The organism is Pseudoalteromonas sp. SR44-2 (assembly GCF_014163745.1).
In the GTDB taxonomy this organism is placed as follows: domain Bacteria; phylum Pseudomonadota; class Gammaproteobacteria; order Enterobacterales; family Alteromonadaceae; genus Pseudoalteromonas; species Pseudoalteromonas distincta.
The window spans coordinates 130,919-149,083 of sequence record NZ_JACJDW010000001.1 but is presented as its reverse complement, the minus strand read 5'-3'; the positions used below and the strand labels follow the sequence as shown (position 1 = coordinate 149,083).

Sequence of the window (18,165 nt, the reverse complement as noted above, 5' to 3'; positions counted from 1 at the left end):
TATCTAAACTAAGTAACACCAACATCAATGATGTTGGTGTTACTTTGAGTTAAACGTTTAATTTGGGAAATATAAATACATTAATTACTTTTATTACTTTTATAACTTAAAGATTCATCACTCTTTGGATCTTCAAAAGAAATAACATTATCCACTTTCATTTTAAACGCATCAAAAAAAGCATTTTCTAAAACCGAAATAACAGCTTGAAAAGTCGAAACATCCGTATTATCTAATTGCCCCTCTATAGGAATGCGTGCAGCAACAAGTTTAGACTCATCGTTTTCAAGTATAGAGCCCAGTAAATCTACACTGCCTTCAAATATAGCAGTAAAGATACCGTCATCATCTTTTTCTATATCTTCTCGCCAAGAAAATACACTCAGGTTTTGAACACCCGCTTTTACATAACCATTTAAGTTATTATCTTTAGCCACAAGTTCCATAGCGCCATCAATGCCCCCCGCTTCAATATCAAACGGTGTATACACTTTAAATACAGTGTCGAGATTTTTAACTGAGAAGCGCTGTACCTCTGCGTTAAAATCAAAATTAGCGTGTTTACTAAAAGGGTCTAGTTTGCCATGAAGCTTTAATGCGGCCTCCCCCATTAACGCCCCCTCTACGTTTAGAGTAGTCACAAGTGTTTTTGATAGGTTTTGCGCATTCGTTATATTTTCAATTTTGGCATTAATATTTGATATAAAAGTGGGTTTTTCACCGCTATTGGTTGAGTTAACTAAGGTTAACTTGCCTTGCTCAATTATTAAGGTATCAATAGAAAACAGTACTAAGTCATTCGCCAGTCCCACCCAAGTGGTTTCATCTTTTACTTGTTTATTTTGCTCAGAAGCATTGGGGTCTTTATCGTAAATAACTATCTCAGGACGCGTAAAAGCCATATTTGTGACTAAATTCCCTTTTAAAAGGGCTGACCACGCAAGTGAAAAATCGAGAGTTTGAATACTCAGTAAAGGCTTAGGAGCTGAAGTTGCATCAACAGCGTAAATTTCAACGTCGTCAATCGCGTAGGCACCGCGATATAAAAACAAATCTACATCACCAACATGCCCCGTAACACCTTGCGTATGTTTTAGCTGATAATTTACGTACTGCTGAAGCGCATAAGGTGCGGCTATTCTGGCAATAATAAGGACTAATAAAATAACCGCAAATGAGTTAAACCATTTGCTATGAAATACATTAGAAACCGAGCTCATTGTAATTTCCTTTACCTAATACTTTCAAATGAGTATTTTAAACATGTAAGAATTACGCAAAATTGTAACAACACTACGTAAATCGTATTTAAAATACATCGCTAATAGCCTAAGTGAAGTTAAAGTGGCTAATTTAAGTATTAACAGCAAAGGTTATACCAATTTAAGATTGCTACAAAAAATTGGGTTTATGCAGCAATGCTTAACTAAGTATAAACAGCTAGTGACTTTAATATATCAAGGATAGTGCTTGATCAAATCTAACTGGTTTACTGAATATAAAACCTTGGTATTTATCAATCTCTAAGCTTTGTAATAACGTTAACTGAGCGGAGTTTTCTACGCCCTCCGCTATTACTTCGCAACCAATCATATGCGACATGTTAGTTACCGCAGATACAATACTTTTATCTTTTGAGCATTCACAAATGTTATCAATATAAGATTTGTCTATTTTAATGTAATCAACTGACAGCTCTTTTAAAACCGATATAGAAGAAAACCCAGTACCAAAGTCATCAATAGAAATACGCACTCCAGTATTTTTTATGGCCGTAATCACTTTTGACAAATACGGTAAATTTTTAATCATGACTGTTTCTGTTATTTCTAAATGCACATTGTATGGTTTAACTGCGTATCTATTTAAAAGCGCAACTAAAAAATCTAAAAAGTTATGGTTTTCTAGTTGCAGCACCGACACATTAATCGACAATCCAATATTACTATTTACGGCATTTAGCCTACTTAAGCTCGCAATAGCTTGCTCTAGTACAAATTCGCCGAGTATATTAATTTTTCCATATCGCTCTGCAATATCTATAAATTCTGAAGGGGGAATAAATTCATCATTAAACTGCCAACGAAGTAGTACTTCAAACGTGGTTATTTCATTTGTGCTTATATCAACAATAGGTTGATAGCACAGATGAAAGTCACCTTTTTCTACGCACTCTTTAATTGAGCTGCGCAGTACTTCTTCTCTTTTAAGCGATTCATGCATTCGCTCGTCAAATACCGATATTTCATTACGGCTTTTCTTACCTTCATACATAGCTACATCAGCGTATTTAATCGCCTCTGCAAGGCTAAAATTTTCGCGCGTAAAATACAGCCCAACCTTAAAAGAGGGATTTACTTGATAGCTGTCCATGCTTACTGTTTTCGTTAAGGTTTTAACTAATCTAAAAACACAGTCAAAAAGTTCATCTTCGGTATTGGTGCGAGAATAAAAAATAAACTCATCACCTCCCCATCGACAAGCAATAAAGTCGCCTTGGGTTTGTGTTTCAACTAATCGTTTACCTGTTTGGGCCAGCACAAAATCACCAAAGTCATGACCGTATTTATCGTTGATAATTTTAAAATCATCCATATCTAAAAATAAAACGGCTTTAATATCATCATTTTGATTGGCTAAATCAAGTTCAACATTAGAAACAAAACTCCCCCTGTTAAACAATTTAGTTAGATTGTCTTTTTGTTCTAAAGAAATTATTTGTTCGGTACGAAGTTGTACTTCGTTTTCTAAGTTTTCAATAAATTGATCTAACTTAAGTTCGTTATTAATTGATGATTTTACATCTTTTGCACTACGCGAAGCCGTTATAAAACACAAAATAAACCATAAAACGAGCCCTAAAATACCGAGTACATTCTCATCTTCAATAGGCTGTAAAAGTAATAAAATACTAAAAGGAACTAGTAAACAGGTTATATACGACAAGGATGAACGAATATCAGAAGCTAAAACGTTTACACCGCCACCAGCAAGTGAGCTAAAAACAACAAGTGATACAAATTTTTCCTGCATTTGCATGTTTTCGTAAAACAAAATAGGGAAAGCAGCCCATGTTAAAGCCGTTAGTAATAAACCTATAAAATACAGGTGATATTTAAAAGCATGGGTGTTGTTAACAAATACATGGCTGGCTATTCGAAGTAATGAAATAAATGATAACGTAAAAAGCCAATAGAGTTTTTCTTGCGAGGCGCTATGGTTAATACTGCTAAAAATAAGAAAACAAGAAACAACCGTATTTATAGCAATTGCAGAACTAAAATAGGAGCTAACAAATGCCAATCGCTTATTGGCAAAGTTATTTGTGTGAGAGGTCATTAATATTACTTGAATAGGCTGTTGCACAATGTAAACAGTTTACTTAAGTTCAATAATAAACAAAAGTGAACATTCATAAAAAAGTATTATTTTAGCCTCTTAAGCGGTTTTATAAGCCATTGAACTAAAAAGGGCTGGCAAATTGCCAACCCCTTTTGTTAATACTGATTATATATTATACCAATTCGCTTAATTAAGTGATCTATTTTGAGGGAAGAAAATCGTGTCGATAACAAGGCAAAAATTTCGTTATTTAGTTGTTCTATATCAGAAATATTTAACGTAGTTAGCGTCAGATTTAACCCCTCAAATTGATTAAGTATTATTGCGAATTGGTATTACTCACCATCAACAATTATGCGTAACATACGACGAAGTGGCTCTGCCGCGCCCCATAAAAGCTGATCGCCTACTGTAAATGCGCTAAAGTATTTTGGTCCCATCGCTAATTTACGAATACGCCCAACAGGAATACTTAACGTACCAGTTACTTTAACAGGTGTTAAGTCTGTGGCACTGATATCGCGCTCATTTGGAATTACTTTAACCCACTCGTTGTGAGACGCTAAAATTTTTTCAATTTTTTCTACGCTAATATCTTCACGCAATTTAATAGTCATCGCTTGTGAATGACAACGCATAGCGCCAATACGAACACATAAACCATCAATAGGCACTGGTTGCTTAGAAGAGCCTAAAATTTTATTGGCTTCTACTTGCGCTTTCCACTCTTCTTTAGACTGACCGCTTGGCATAGGTACGTCAATCCATGGGATTAAACTGCCCGCTAGTGGCACACCAAATTGGTCTTGTGGTAAATCGCTTGATGCCATTGTTTCACTGACTATTTTATCAATTTCTAAAATAGCAGAGCTTGGGTTATCTAGTTTATCTGCAACAGTTGCATGAATAGCGCCCATTTGTGCAATAAGCTCTTTCATATTTCGTGCACCAGCACCAGAGGCTGCTTGGTAAGTCATTGGGCTTACCCATTCAATTAGGTCTTGCTCAAATAAACCGCCTAATGCAAGTAGCATTAGCGATACTGTACAGTTACCGCCAACAAAAGTTTTAACGCCTTGCTCTAAGCCTTGTTCAATAACATCTTTGTTTACGGGATCTAGCACTATTATGCTGTCCTCACTCATACGCAGTGCTGAAGCTGCATCAATCCAGTAACCATCCCAACCCGACTCGCGTAATTTTGGATATACCGCATTGGTGTAGTCACCGCCTTGGCAAGTAACAATAATATCCATTTTAGCAAGTTCGCTAATGTCACTTGCATCTAGCAATGGTTTTGCGTCGCCTGCTATATCAGGGCCTAGTTGACCCGCTTGTGAGGTGGTGAAAAAGGTGGTGTCGATATGGGCAAAATCACTTTGCTGCTGCATACGTTCTAATAACACAGAGCCTACCATGCCACGCCAACCGACTAATCCTACTTTTTTCATTGTTTGTTCCACTGTTTGATTCATAAAAGATGCCTTAATACATTAAAAATTAAATTCATTGCGTGAGATTTAATTTTCATTAACGTCAAAATAACACCACCAGCGCGCTAAAACTAGTGAATAAAGTAGAACTTAAATATTTTTCATAGTCATAAAAAAGCCCTGTATTAAATACAGGGCTAATAGGTAATTAGGTTTTATTATATCCCCCTTCCTTGGGTATAAAATTAAAACTCGTAGCTAAAGCTTAAACTAAACTCAGTGCCTTCTTCTTGACGCCAAAGTGTTAAGTTTTCTTGTTCAATTTCTTTTTCTTGGCCAAGTATATTTTTAACTTTAAAATTAACTTTAGTATTAAAGTTAGGGAAGTAAGAATAAACTAAATCAAGAGAATGAAATGACTTTTCCTCTGCGTCTTCGTTACCACGCGTACCTGGTACGATTATGCGCGGCCCAAACACGTTATAAACAACTGAAGTAGAATGAAAACCATCAGCAGAGTCATAACCCATTTGTAAGTTTGCTACCCATTCAGAATGACCAACTAAACGACGTTTATTATTAGTAACAATGTTAGAAACAGAGTCAGCTTCAAGCGCCTCTTTTAGTTGTTGTTCAAATAATGAATCAACCCCATCAGCATCGTTTATGCCAAGCTCAACACTTGAATCCGATAGAGTAACGTTACCTGATAAAAATATGGCAGATAAATCACTATGAATAAAACTAAAGTCAGTTAAAAAGTCTACCTCAATACCTGTTAGTTCACCCGACTGCGCATTTGCTGTTAGTAATTGCGGAGCAGCTCCACCAACACCCGCTAACTCAACCATTTCAATTGGGTTTTCAATATCTTTATAAAACAAAGCAACTGATAGATTGTTTCCTGAAGGCATGTACCACTCAAACCTAAAGTCAGCATTTTTTAGCTTAGAGCTTTGAAGTGTAGGCGAGCCTCGCACTAAAAACTCTGTTAGTGGGTCAACATAATAAGTTGAGCTTACATCACGCATATCTGGGCGAATCGTCGTTTCACTTAAATTTAAGCGAAACTGCATTTCTTCATCCATAATATAAGTAATTGCTAAAGAAGGAAAAAAGTTATCTTCTTTTATTGCAACTTCGCTCACTTCTTCAATTGTTCCATCAAAGAAATTAGTATGAGCCTGAAAAGGCACTGATATTTGAGAAAAGTCTTCCCAACGAATACCACCGGTTATACGCCATGTGTTTTCGTAGAAAAAGTCGGCCATAAAATAATAAGCGTCTAACTTATGTGCAGCGCTGTACTTATCACCATCTGCGGTACCATCATCAAAAATACCAGAGCCTGTAATACTTGTATAAAACTCACTATTAGCTAAATTTTCGTCAGAAAAAATTTGGTCTATGTTTGAGCCAAATGTATATTCATCTGTTATACCACGGTGCGTAATACCAAATTGAATATTACTTGCATCACGTTTTTTTTCAGAAAAATCGCCACCCACCTTAAGCTCTAACTCATAGCCATCACCATAAAATGGGATACTCATATTCCAACCATATGTATCTACGTCATCATGCAAAGTTTGATAATCACGCGTTACGTTAGTAGCAGCAACATCTTGTAACTGTTCTGATTCAAAAACACCATCATTTAAGTTAGTTTGAAAAACAACATCCAATGCGCCAGGAGCATCTCTGTTGGCGCGGCTTGTACCGGCATACCAATCAAAAAATAAATTTTCTAATTCAGGAAAGTTATGCGTCCCTTTGAGCTGCGTAGAGAACATTTCACGCTCTTCATACATAACGTCAACACGGCGTAACTCAGTAACACCTTCTTCAGACTCGTTAGCATCGAAAAAGTCACGATTACGCACTCTGTCACTCATATCATGAAGAGCTATATTCGTTAGTTCAAATTTATGGTTATTATTAAATTCATAACCTAAATTTAATGTGCCACTCCAACGAACGGTTTGTTCAGTAGATATGCCATCATAAGTTTGTGCAAAACATTTATCTTCGCAGCCCAAACTCCCTAAATTTGTACCGCTTTGCTCTTTAACTACTTCCCATTCATTGTCATAGGAAACAGCGGCTAGAACGCCAAAAGTACCTACTTCAGACTCAAACCTATCACCTAGTGCTACTGAAAAATTCATGCCTGGATCAACGTCTTTCTCATTAGGTCCAACTTGCCAATCTAGAGATTGTAAGAGCGCTTGACGCTGCTCAAGCGTAGTACTGCTGTCACCTTCAAGTCCTGCATCACTTTTAAGCGCTGTAGAAATTAATGAAGGTAAAGCACGTGTACCATCATCGCGCCCCATCCAATCATCATCACCACCACTGTAAAAATAACCGGTGTCACTGTTAGAGGTGTTATATGTAGTACCTAACTGTATTTTAAACAAAAAATCAGAAGGAATAGATTTGGTGCGTATATTTACATTACCACCACCAAAGTGCGCTGGCATATCAGGAGAAAACGATTTCTGCACACTTAAACTTTCAATAATATCCGATGGAAATAAATCCAGTGGAACAACTGATCGAGTGGGATCTGGGCTTGGAACATACATGCTATTAAGTTGGGTACTTGAATAACGCTCACCCAAACCACGAACATAAATATATTTACCATCGACTAAGGTTAAACCAGTCACACGACGAAGCGCTGAAGCTGCATCGCCATCACCTGTGCGTGATATTTGATCAGCACCCATAATATCAGCAACAAATGCCTGATTTTGACGCTCTTGTAGTACTGCGCCTGCACTACCTTTTAGTCGCTGGCCAACAGCAACTACTTCTTCTATTTCTTGCTCTTCGGCTTCGGCTGCTATAGCTGTGTTTACTGATAGCCCCATAATTGCAGCCATAACTGCGCAATTTAGTTTACATAGAACAAGAGAAGAGGGTTTAAAAGATTTCATTTTTATACTCCGAAACAAAACAAGACATTAGCCGAGCTTTCGCTCGGCTATAATGTGGTTTGGATTAAAGGCCTACCTTAACCCAACCTGCTGTCCAGTCTGTTTGTGCATCCATTGCACCAATGTAATCTACTGAATCAAAGTAACTATCTAGGCTTGAAGAATCAAAACCATTACCTAACAGTAATGACTCAGCCGAAGGCATATATCCGTTATCTGCTAAACCAAGGTCTGTGGCTGCTTGCACAGAGTTACCTGTTTGACCTAAGAACCAAGACTCAACATTACCAGTACCAATAGCTTGTGTACCAAAGTTATTTGCCGTTTCACATGCAACAACTGAGTGAGTAACAGTTAATGTACCATCCTCTGCGCGAGGAGCTGAATCTGAACCTACACGTAAACAATTTGAATAATCTGCCCCGCCTGTCACAACCACGTTCTTAAGCATACCCGCAGTGCCTGCACGTAGACGTATACCGTTAACCCCAACATTACCAATAATAGTAACATTAGAAATTGTAGGCATTGTGAGTGGAGTTGCACTTGAATCAAACTCAGAGTTATCCGCCTCAATTGCATTATCACCTGTTGAGTCAGCTTGCTTGATAAGTACGTATTGCGCTTTACCCGTCCAACCAAATGACCAATCTAGTGAGTCATCACCAATATTAGTTAAAACCAGGTGACTGATGTTTGCAGTACCACCGAAAAATTCTACACCATCGTCCAGATTTTCATGAACGTGAATGTAATCAAGCTCTGTTTGACTACCAACACCAGCAAGCGTAATGCCGTTTAGCTCATCTCCGTTACCAAGCGTTTTACCTGCTTGTTTAACTGCCACGTATTTTAAAGTACCTGAGTTATCTTCTGGGTCATTACCACCAAATTGGCCAGCGTCACCTTCAGCAGACACACCACAGTTTGCAAGCTCATCAGCGGTAGCTTCGCCTTCTTGATCGCCACACGAGTTAGCCGGTGCATTACCTAAAAGCACTAAACCGCCCCATTGACCAATAGTCGTTTCGCCACCAGTAACATCTTCAATAGACGTCATAGTAATTGGCTGAGTTGCACTGCCCACAGCCTCTATTTTAGAACCACGGCGAACAACTAAAAAGTCATCACCCGACTCGCCAATAAGCGTAGTACCAAATTGAACATATAAAGTCGTTTCATCAGCGCGGTCATTACCTACGGCTGTACGGCCTTTGAGAATCCAATGGGCATCGTTAGTTAATGTTACGTCTGAAGTGAATACAACATCAGAAGTTAACTGATAAACTGGCTTGTCTGTGATTTCAGGAAAGCTCGCTGATACATCAGTAGCAAAACCCTGCTCTAAGGCATTTTGAATATCATCAGGAAAACTTGGTGTTATAGCAACTGTCCAACCATCCATCCAGTTATTATCGCCATCAAACGCACCAATATAATCTGTTTTAGTAAAGAACGAATCAAGGTCTGACGAATCAACACCCGAACCTAATAATGGTGAGCTAGATTTAGGTGTAAAGCCATCGGTTGCTAAACTAAGGGCAGCAGCTGTAAGCGTTTGGTTACCTGTTTGGCCTTCGAACCAAGATTGCACGTTACCACCACCAATTGCTTCACTACCAAAGTTATTATCTTCACTACATGCCACTACTGAGTTTTCAATAGAAAGCTCTCCAGATTCTGCATTTGCTACAGAGTCAGAACCCACACGTAAACAGTTTGAGTAACCTTCAGGTCCTGTAATTACTACATTACGTAGAACGCCCGCTGTACCTGCACGTAAACGAACACCGTTAGTGCCATCAGCACCCACAATTGTTACGTTAGAAATTAGTGGCTTTGTTAAAGGTGTAGCATTTGAATCAAATTCTGAGTTATCCGCTTCAATAGCGTTATCACCACCAACAGCACTTTGTTGAATATAAATATTTTGCGCACGACCTGTCCAACCAAACGACCAATCAAATGCATCATCACCAATATCAGTAAGTACTATGTTACGAACATTTACAGTACCACCAAAAAACTCAACGCCATCATCAAGGTTTTGATGAACTTGGATATATTCTACTTTTGTTGCAGAGCCTACACCCGCAAATGAAATACCATTAAGCTCATCACCGTTACCAAGAGTTTTACCTGCGTGCTTAACGACAATATAACGAAGAACACCTGAGTTATCATCGCTAATATCGCCACCAAACTGACCAGCGTCACCTTCTGCAGATACACCACAGTTAGCAAGTTCTTCAGCTGTCGTTTCGCCAGTTTGATCGCCACACGAGTTAGCAGGAGCATTACCTAAAAGTACTAAACCGCCCCATTGACCAATTGTTGTTTCAGCGCCTGTTACATCTTCAATAGATGTCATTGTAATCGGTGCAGTTGCATTACCATTTGCGTTAATTTGCGAACCACGACGAACAACTAAAAAGTCATCACCTGATTCACCAATTAATGTCGTGCCGGCTTGAACATAAAGTGTTGTAGCGTCTGCACGGTCATTACCTACTGCAGTACGGCCATTTAAAATCCAATGTGCGTCATTTGTAAGTGTTACATCCGCTGTAAACGTTGTATCTTCAGCTAAGCGATATACTGGCTTATCTGTAATTTCTGGAAATTCGCTAGATACGTCTGAGGCTAAACCTTGTGATAGCGCATTATCAATATCAGTAGGGAAGCCACCATTGATACCAACAGTCCAACCTTCCATCCAATTAGTTGAGCCATCAAAAGCACCAATTTGCGTATTTGCAATAAGTGGCGAGCCAGCAAGAGGTGTATAACCGTTGTCATCTAACATTAAATCAGCTGGGGTAAGTGTTTGGTTAGCGTCTTGGCCTTCAAACCAAGATTGTACATCGCCACCGTTAATAACTTCGCTGCCAAAGTTATTCGCTGCAGTTTGACAAGCAACTATAGAGTTTGTAATCGTAAGTGTGCCATCCTCTGCACGAGGTACTGAATCAGAGCCTACACGTAAGCAGTTTTCATAAGTAGCTGGGCCCGTTACAAATACATTTTTAAGAACCCCAGCAGTACCCGCACGTAAACGAATGCCGTTATTGCCCTCAGCACCCACAATTGTAACGTTTGAAATAGTAGGTAAAGTTAATGGCGTGGCACTTGAATCAAATTCAGAGTTATCAGCTTCAATAGCGTTATCGCCTACGTTAGCCGCTTGCTGAATATAAACGTTTGTAGCTGAGCCCGTCCAACCAAAAGACCAATCTAGCGAATCGTCACCAATATTTGTAAGTACAACATTGCTTACATTAACGGTACCACCAAAAAACTCGATACCATCATCAAGATTTTCATGTACTTGAATATAATCAACCGTAGTTGCAGAGCCAACACCGGCAAACGTAATACCATTTAACTCATCACCATTACCTAACGTTTTACCGGCTTGCTTAACAAGTACATACTTTAAAGTACCTGAGTTATCATCACTGATATCGCCACCAAACTGACCTGCATCACCTTCAGCCGACACACCACAATTAGCAAGTTCATCAGCTGTTGCTTCACCTTCTTGGTCGCCGCAAGAATTTGCTGGCGCGTTACCTAATAATACTAAACCGCCCCACTGACCAATCGTTGTTTCTTGAGCTGTAACATCTTGAATTGAGGTCATTGTAATGGGCTGACTTACAGTCCCTACCGATTCAATTTGTGAACCGCGACGAACAACTAGGAAGTCATCTCCTGTTTCGCCAATAATCGTTGTACCTTGCTGAATATAAAGCTTGGCGTTATCTGCGCGATCATTACCAACCGCAGTACGGCCATTTAAGATCCAGTGTGCGTCGTTTGTTAACGAAACATCAGTAGTGAACACAGTATCTGCAGCTAAGCGATAAACGGGCTTATCTGTAATAGATGTAAACTCACTAGAAACATCAGTTGCTAAACCTTGAGTTAGTGCATTATCAATATCAGTAGGAAAGCCAGTGGTAGCATTTTGTGAATCATCACGTGATGACGTTTCACCACTTGTATCGTCACCGCCTTCAATAACGTTAGTTACTGTATCACCTTCATTAATAGTTGTGTCGCCTTCAGATACTACTAAGTCTCCACCACAACCAGCTAAAGATACTGCAGTTGCAATCAAACTTACTTTGAATAAGTCAGATAATTTCATTGTTCACTCCGTTAAAGTATTTAATTATTTTTTAGGTGCTCAAATAAACTCAAGTCACCATAAAACACTTAAATAATGCTTTAAGGTCACTTGAGTTTAGCTGCGGTTACAATACGGGAGACTTATGACAAAGTAGTTACAGTTTAATAACCATAAGATGACAAAAGTAACTTATTTAAAATCAAACAATTGGATGCTTTTAGAGACGATAAAAACCGCCCTGAGGCGGTTTTAGTGTTGCGATTATGAACTGGTTTTACACGCGTTACTTGTTAATTAGTAAAGCGCTTTAAAATTTACAGTAAAGCTGTTCTAAGTGTTTCTGCATGCACTTTTTCGCGCTTTACATATTTGATCCACTGCTGTGCTAAACGCTGAGATTTTTTATGTTTTTCTGCCTGCTCAAACGCTAAAATTGATGCATCAAAATTTTGCATGTTGTACTGCGCCATACCCAGTGCAACAAATGCATTTGATTCAAAATCAAGACCACCTTTATCAAGTGCTTTACGCGCTGCATCGGCGGCTTCTTCATATTGCTCTGTATTTACAAATACTTCGGCTAAACGTTGATCGTATTTACCGTGTTCAGATAAATCAGCAGCTTTTGCAAAGTAGGTAATAGATTTTTCATCTTCTTTAGCTTGGATCATCGCCTCAGCAACAAAAGCGTAGTTTTTTGCTGTTTTTTCAGCAATATCTTTATCAATGGCATCGCTCATCACTTTTGCAGCTTTAAACGCTAAACCATTATATAAATACACTTGCGCTAATTGGCGTAAATCAGATTTTGAGGTTAAAAATCCTTGCTGGTAAGCGGCTTCAATTACCGCCAACTGTTGTTTTTCCCTACCTGTTTCACCATACATACCCGATAACTGCACCCAATACTCAGGCTTATTATAAAGCTTTACCATGCGCTCAAGCACTTCAACAACTTTGTCAGTTTGATTAAGCGAGTAATACATTGCACGCTGTAGTACTAACCAGTTTTCCTTAGGGATTTTGCCTTCGCTGTCGCTTAAAGCAATCACTTGAGATATGTACTCAAGCCCTTTTTTATAGTCTTTTAACTGATAGTATGTTTGAGCCCTTAACAAGTAGTAGCCTTCTGTTTTAGGCTGGGTGTTAATACTGTCCCAGTCATCTAAAAAAGAGATAACTTTAGTGTAATCACTATTAGCCATAGCCAATTGAGCCAAGCTAAATGTAGTGCTTAAACGAAGTGACTCAGGAATGGCTTCCTCAGCTACCACTTTTTCAAACGAAGCAATCGCTTTTGGTAAGTCGTTTTCGTTGTAATAAATAAACCCGTAAAAGTTATGCATCATTGCCACTTCGTACGAGTTCATGCTTGCAGCTCGCTCTTGAATGCTATCAAGCGCTTCAAGTCCACCTTTAACATCACCATCGTCAGCAAGTTTTTGCGCACGAGCAAGCTGGCTATAAACCTTTTCACGCAGTGCTGGTACACGTTTCGTTTTTTGTTCTTGCTCTGCATATGCCGTAGCTACATTTAGCCCTGGAATTAGGCTTAGAGCACTTGGTGCAACAATACTTGTGCTTACTGCAGCGGTACAAAATAGTGTTAACTTTAAAACTTTAGCTGTAGGTAGTAATTTCATAATCGCCTCGCATTTCTGTCCGTTTACTCGTGGTTAATTACTAATTAACCGCTAATTTGGAAAGATATTTTGTTCTGAACACCTGCAACTTCAACGGCTTCACCGTTTACTACGCGCGGTTTATATTTAAATTTAAGGGCTGCATCCATCGCGGCTCTATCAAAGAGTGACTCAGGCTCTGCTTTTACTACTTGTGGGTCGCGTACAGCGCCTTGTTTAGTTACTGTAAATTCAACAATAACGTAGCCTTCTATGCCACGTGATAACGCACGGCGCGGATAAACAGGGGCCACCTTAACAATCGGTAAGTATTCACCATCACTTGTTTCAAGTGCTAACCCGCCGGCTAAATTTACATCCGCATCTACATTGGCACCAAAGTCAAAGTTGTTAGCATTTGCTGTAGCATCACTATTTTGCATTTGCGGTGATTCCATTGGTGGTGGCGGCTCTTTTGGTGTTGGTGGCTTTTGTGGCTTACGCTCTTTTTTTTGTACGGTTTCTTCTTTTTTCAAGCGAACAAAATCAAGTACGTTACCCTTTACCGGATCCGTCATAGCGCCTTCACCGCCAGTGATCAGTGCCTGCATGCCTAAAAACAACATAAAGGTCACTACACCGGCTATCACTAATGCAACTAAATATCGCAACATAACTAGCCCTTAAGACGCATCTTGTGCGGCAATTGATACATCAAATGCGCCCGCCGCGCGCGAGGCATCCATCACCTTAATTAACATTTCGGTAGTGGCTTTTTTATCCGCTTGAATCACAACGCTACCTTGTGGATTTTCTGCTTTTAAACGCTCGATATTGGCTTGTACTGCGCGCACATCAATTTGACGTTTATTAATCCATATCTCGCCTGTATCAGAAATAGCCACTAAAATATTAGCACGCTCTTTTTTAACAGCTGTTGCGGCTTCTGGGCGGTTTACATCAATACCGGCTTCTTTAACAAAAGAAGCAGTTACAATAAAGAAAATAAGCATGATAAATACAACGTCTAGCATTGGGGTCATGTTTATTTCTTCAGCTTCGTCTTCTTGAAATAGGTTTCCTAACGGGGCTCTCATTTTTATTCTCCTAGGATGAGCGGCTTTATAAGAGCCGCTTATCAAAATTTTGCTTAATGGTCTAAAACCATGCTGTCTTGTAGTAGTTCTACTTCGCGCTTAGCTTTTCGTTGTAAGTACGTTGAGGCAAATACCCCAGATAACGCACCTACCATACCTGCCATTGTCGGGATAGTTGCTTTAGATACCCCTGATGCCATTGAGCGGGCACTACCTGTGCCGGTAATTGCCATTACATCAAACACTTCTATCATGCCTGTTACCGTGCCTAACAAACCAAGTAGCGGGCACAAAGCAACCATCACGTTAATCAAAGAAAGATTGGTGTTTAAGCGCATACCAGCTCGCGATATCATCGCTTCGCGTATTTGCTCTGCATTCCAGCTATCTCGTTCTGCACGGTTAATCCAAGTGGCTTTAAGAGCGTGTTTATAGCTTCTAAAACCATTAAAAAAGTAAATAAATCGCTCGAGTATCAATAACCACATCGCGAAGATTAACACCCCGATGACCAAGAGAACTTGGCCACCGGTGTCGAGAAAATCACGGATAGCATTGATTGAGTCAATCAATAGCACCATGGTTTATGCTCCTTTCTCGCTTCGCTCTGCAATAATACCGGCGCTCTGCTCTTGGATAGTTAACAAGATATTTTTAGCGCGCGTATTAAGTAAGGTGTATAAAAATACCGTTGGTATGGCGACCACTAAGCCCAATACCGTTGTTACTAGTGCTTGAGAAATACCACCCGCCATTAATTTAGGATCCCCAGTACCAAATAAGGTGATTGCTTGGAATGTATTAATCATGCCGGTTACCGTACCTAATAAACCTAACAGCGGTGCAACAACAGAGATGATTTTGATAAGTGTTAAATTACGCGTCACTTTTGGCATTTCACGTAAAATAGCTTCACTTAATTTAAGCTCCAGTGTGTCGTGTGAAACACTTGGAAATTGATCTTTTACTTTCATTACGCGTCCAAGCGGATTGTCATCACGTGCAACTGTATCTTTAAGCTGGCGACGAATTTTACCGCCCATGATTAATAATGAGAAAAAACGCTCAAGTGATATAAGAAGTGCAATAACACCTACGCCTAAAATCACATAACCCACTGTGCCACCTTGATGGACACGCTCTTGTGTATCGGGTGCTTGTACTAATAAACCAAGTATAGAGCCACCTGTTGGGTCAAGTGCGAATTGCACCACACCAGTTTTAGTGCTTTGTAGCTCTTCTGCTGTTGCAATAAAGCGCGATACAGGTTGGCGAGTTAATTCACTCAAATAATTAGTCGAGGAATTAAACTCTAAATACTTACCGTTTGATATAAGGTTAAATGCGCCCACTCGCACAACTTCTTGCTGTGCTTTAGTACCGCCTTCAACAATAACACTTGCGTTAAAACGACTTACTTTACCTTGCTCGGTCATTTCGCGTTGTAATTCAAACCATACTTTTTCAATATCTTCTATTGAAGCAAGTTTTGAAGTTGAGCCCATCTTTTGAGCAAGGTCATCCATAAACGTACTGCGCCCAGCAATCTGAGCAGATACTATTGATGTCGCAAATTTATTACTAGAATCCCCTGCAACTTGCTGAAGAACGCCAAACAACTCTTTAAGCGAACCCATGCGTTTAGAAAGCGTGTCTGTTAAGTTAGCAAGTTTTACTTCGTTTTCTTCAAATTGCGTTTCTAGACGTTCAGATTCCACCAGCATTTGATTGCGCTTTGCTTGGGTATTTTTAAGCATTTGTACTTGCTCGTTTTGGCGAGCCGCAAACTCTTGTTCACGTTGTTTATTTTGCTCGCTTTGAGCTGATTTACCATTTTCGAGCGTTTTAAGTAATGAATCTAAGTTCATTGGCTCTGCCGCTATACTTGCACCAGTAATGCTTAGGCTTGCAGCAAAAAGAGCTATTTTTGTCATTTGAGTAAACAATTTCATTTTCAACCTCTTATTCTGCTGCATGTACTGGCAGAGTTAACATATCTGGGGCAAGTTGTTTACGCGCAATGCGTAAACCTTTATTAATTTGGCTTATTGTAGAGTCTGGTAATGCTTCAAATGATTTTGTGTCTGCATTCCAACTACCTGCTTTTTTGCCATCGCGTGTTAAGTAAATAAGCTCTAAACGGCCAATGCGTAAAAAATCAACTTCACGCTCTTTGTCATCCACATTTAAAAGTGCGGTATAAGCTTCAATAGTGCGCCCGTAGTCAACTTCTACTTGATACGCTTCAAGTACACGGCGGAATTTTTCACTTGAGTTAATATCAGCACGATTCATCATTTCTTTTAAAGACGTAACGCGCTTTGTGCGCTCATCAGCTAAAAATGGAATATCCAAAGATACAAACTGCTCAAGACCTTCAATCATTCTAAGCATTAGCGGCGTAATTTGACGTTCAATAATAGAAACCTGATCCATTGACAGGTTTAAAGATTCCATCTCTTCTATTTGATTATTTAATTGTTTAGTTAGCTGGGCGTTGTATACAGCTAAACCATCAATCTCTTTATTGAGGGTTTTAAATTGCTGTAAACGTCCTTGCATTGAATCTGCAATCTTGTCTATTTTTGTTTGTGATTGCGCAGCTGATTTATTAATTTCACTGCTTTTATCAATAACCTTATCTAAATCGTTTGCGTGTACTGCTGCGCTTGCGGCCACAATACCAGCTAAGATTAATGGTTTAACGCCTTTCATCGCATACACCTTTACTCGTTAGTTAGCGGATTTGCTAGTTTGTTTTTTTAGGTCATAAACTTTGTTATATAAATAATTTATGACTTAATAATTCAATGAGCAGGAGTTTATAGATGAAACATGACAAGGATGTTGCGCAAAAAAGTCGCTTTTATGACAATGGTAACAATTAAGACTTACGAGGAGGGTTTAACGCCAATAAGGGTACTTGCTGGCCAAATACCCCCTATTAATAAGATGCAATAAGGTGGTTAATCGAAAATTGAATTAATTTGATTAAGAGAATAGTGCCAATCGGTATAATTAATTTCTATAGGGTGAGCTTTATTATCTTTAATAAGCACTAGTGAGGGAAAACCTTGAATTGGTAAAGTGCGAACAAAGGATAACTCCGCTTTGAGCTCCTCATTAAGCTCGCTTGACGCTAGCTGCTCCGAAAACTCATCTTTATTTAAGCCAATTTTTTCAGCCAAACTAATTAATGTACTTTCATCAGACGGGTTTTGTGCGTTTAGATAATAAGCGTGTTGAATAGCTGCCACCATTTGAGCTTCTTTACCCGCTTTACGCGCTATAAGTGTAGCTCTGCATGCGGGATACGTTGAACGCCTTGGCTGGCAGTTGCGCCAAAAATCATAATTAAATTGCGTACCTAACTGCGCTGAAATTTTATGCCAAGTCCCTTCAAGCATCTCTTTCATATTTTGTGGCATTGGGTCTTGGCTATCGGGTGCTAGGCCACCTACTTTATATTCTATTGCCACTTTACCAGCAAGCTCTGATTTTAGCTTAAGCCAGGTTGGTGAGTAACCCCAACACCAACTACACATTGGGTCATAGACATATATTAACTTACTTTGAGACATATTAATCCTTCAA

At 39.2% G+C, this 18,165-nt stretch carries 12 protein-coding genes; all 12 read right to left on the bottom strand.

Translation table 11 applies throughout. The features are described 5' to 3' along the window. Positions 1 to 80 precede the first annotated feature (80 nt). Positions 81 to 1,220: a DUF748 domain-containing protein gene (locus tag H5115_RS00615; RefSeq protein ID WP_182753056.1), complete on the bottom strand. Its 1,140-nt coding sequence runs from the start codon at positions 1,218 to 1,220 to the stop codon at positions 81 to 83. A 229-nt stretch (positions 1,221 to 1,449) separates the two neighbouring features. Continuing rightward, complete coding sequence (locus H5115_RS00610) at positions 1,450 to 3,339, bottom strand: bifunctional diguanylate cyclase/phosphodiesterase (protein WP_220487150.1); 1,890 nt, start codon at positions 3,337 to 3,339, stop codon at positions 1,450 to 1,452. A 338-nt stretch (positions 3,340 to 3,677) separates the two neighbouring features. Continuing rightward, complete coding sequence (asd, locus tag H5115_RS00605; protein WP_182753054.1) at positions 3,678 to 4,817, bottom strand: aspartate-semialdehyde dehydrogenase; 1,140 nt, start codon at positions 4,815 to 4,817, stop codon at positions 3,678 to 3,680. 203 nt (positions 4,818 to 5,020) lie between these two features. Continuing rightward, on the bottom strand, positions 5,021 to 7,717 hold the full coding sequence (locus H5115_RS00600) for a TonB-dependent receptor domain-containing protein (RefSeq protein WP_182753053.1): 2,697 nt from the start codon (positions 7,715 to 7,717) through the stop codon (positions 5,021 to 5,023). A 64-nt stretch (positions 7,718 to 7,781) separates the two neighbouring features. Next, on the bottom strand, positions 7,782 to 11,870 hold the full coding sequence (locus H5115_RS00595; RefSeq protein ID WP_182753051.1) for a hypothetical protein: 4,089 nt from the start codon (positions 11,868 to 11,870) through the stop codon (positions 7,782 to 7,784). A 296-nt stretch (positions 11,871 to 12,166) separates the two neighbouring features. Continuing rightward, on the bottom strand, positions 12,167 to 13,495 hold the full coding sequence (locus H5115_RS00590) for a lipopolysaccharide assembly protein LapB (RefSeq protein ID WP_182753049.1): 1,329 nt from the start codon (positions 13,493 to 13,495) through the stop codon (positions 12,167 to 12,169). A 44-nt stretch (positions 13,496 to 13,539) separates the two neighbouring features. Then, complete coding sequence (locus H5115_RS00585) at positions 13,540 to 14,145, bottom strand: energy transducer TonB (protein WP_182753220.1); 606 nt, start codon at positions 14,143 to 14,145, stop codon at positions 13,540 to 13,542. A 12-nt stretch (positions 14,146 to 14,157) separates the two neighbouring features. Then, positions 14,158 to 14,571, bottom strand: coding sequence for a biopolymer transporter ExbD (locus H5115_RS00580; protein WP_004334764.1), 414 nt, complete (start codon positions 14,569 to 14,571; stop codon positions 14,158 to 14,160). 53 nt (positions 14,572 to 14,624) lie between these two features. Continuing rightward, a complete protein-coding gene (locus tag H5115_RS00575; RefSeq protein WP_182672359.1) occupies positions 14,625 to 15,152 on the bottom strand; it encodes a MotA/TolQ/ExbB proton channel family protein in 528 nt (175 codons plus the stop codon). A 3-nt stretch (positions 15,153 to 15,155) separates the two neighbouring features. Continuing rightward, positions 15,156 to 16,523 carry a MotA/TolQ/ExbB proton channel family protein gene (locus tag H5115_RS00570; RefSeq protein WP_182753047.1) on the bottom strand — a complete coding sequence of 456 codons (1,368 nt, stop codon included), beginning with the start codon at positions 16,521 to 16,523 and terminating at the stop codon, positions 15,156 to 15,158. Positions 16,524 to 16,533: 10 nt separating this feature from the next. Beyond that, entirely contained in the window at positions 16,534 to 17,286 is a 753-nt protein-coding gene (locus tag H5115_RS00565; RefSeq protein WP_004334751.1) for a DUF3450 domain-containing protein, read from the bottom strand. Between the two features lie 251 nt (positions 17,287 to 17,537). Continuing rightward, positions 17,538 to 18,152: a DsbA family protein gene (locus H5115_RS00560; RefSeq protein ID WP_182753046.1), complete on the bottom strand. Its 615-nt coding sequence runs from the start codon at positions 18,150 to 18,152 to the stop codon at positions 17,538 to 17,540. Positions 18,153 to 18,165: the final 13 nt, after the last annotated feature.

Bases quoted from the DNA above. Each gene is read 5' to 3' on its own strand.
- H5115_RS00615 (WP_182753056.1), bottom strand. From the start codon at position 1,220: ATGAGCTCGGTTTCTAATGTATTTCATAGCAAATGGTTTAACTCATTT.
- H5115_RS00610 (WP_220487150.1), bottom strand. From the start codon at position 3,339: ATGACCTCTCACACAAATAACTTTGCCAATAAGCGATTGGCATTTGTT.
- asd (WP_182753054.1), bottom strand. From the start codon at position 4,817: ATGAATCAAACAGTGGAACAAACAATGAAAAAAGTAGGATTAGTCGGT.
- H5115_RS00600 (WP_182753053.1), bottom strand. From the start codon at position 7,717: ATGAAATCTTTTAAACCCTCTTCTCTTGTTCTATGTAAACTAAATTGC.
- H5115_RS00595 (WP_182753051.1), bottom strand. From the start codon at position 11,870: ATGAAATTATCTGACTTATTCAAAGTAAGTTTGATTGCAACTGCAGTA.
- H5115_RS00590 (WP_182753049.1), bottom strand. From the start codon at position 13,495: ATGAAATTACTACCTACAGCTAAAGTTTTAAAGTTAACACTATTTTGT.
- H5115_RS00580 (WP_004334764.1), bottom strand. From the start codon at position 14,571: ATGAGAGCCCCGTTAGGAAACCTATTTCAAGAAGACGAAGCTGAAGAA.
- H5115_RS00575 (WP_182672359.1), bottom strand. From the start codon at position 15,152: ATGGTGCTATTGATTGACTCAATCAATGCTATCCGTGATTTTCTCGAC.
- H5115_RS00570 (WP_182753047.1), bottom strand. From the start codon at position 16,523: ATGAAATTGTTTACTCAAATGACAAAAATAGCTCTTTTTGCTGCAAGC.
- H5115_RS00565 (WP_004334751.1), bottom strand. From the start codon at position 17,286: ATGAAAGGCGTTAAACCATTAATCTTAGCTGGTATTGTGGCCGCAAGC.
- H5115_RS00560 (WP_182753046.1), bottom strand. From the start codon at position 18,152: ATGTCTCAAAGTAAGTTAATATATGTCTATGACCCAATGTGTAGTTGG.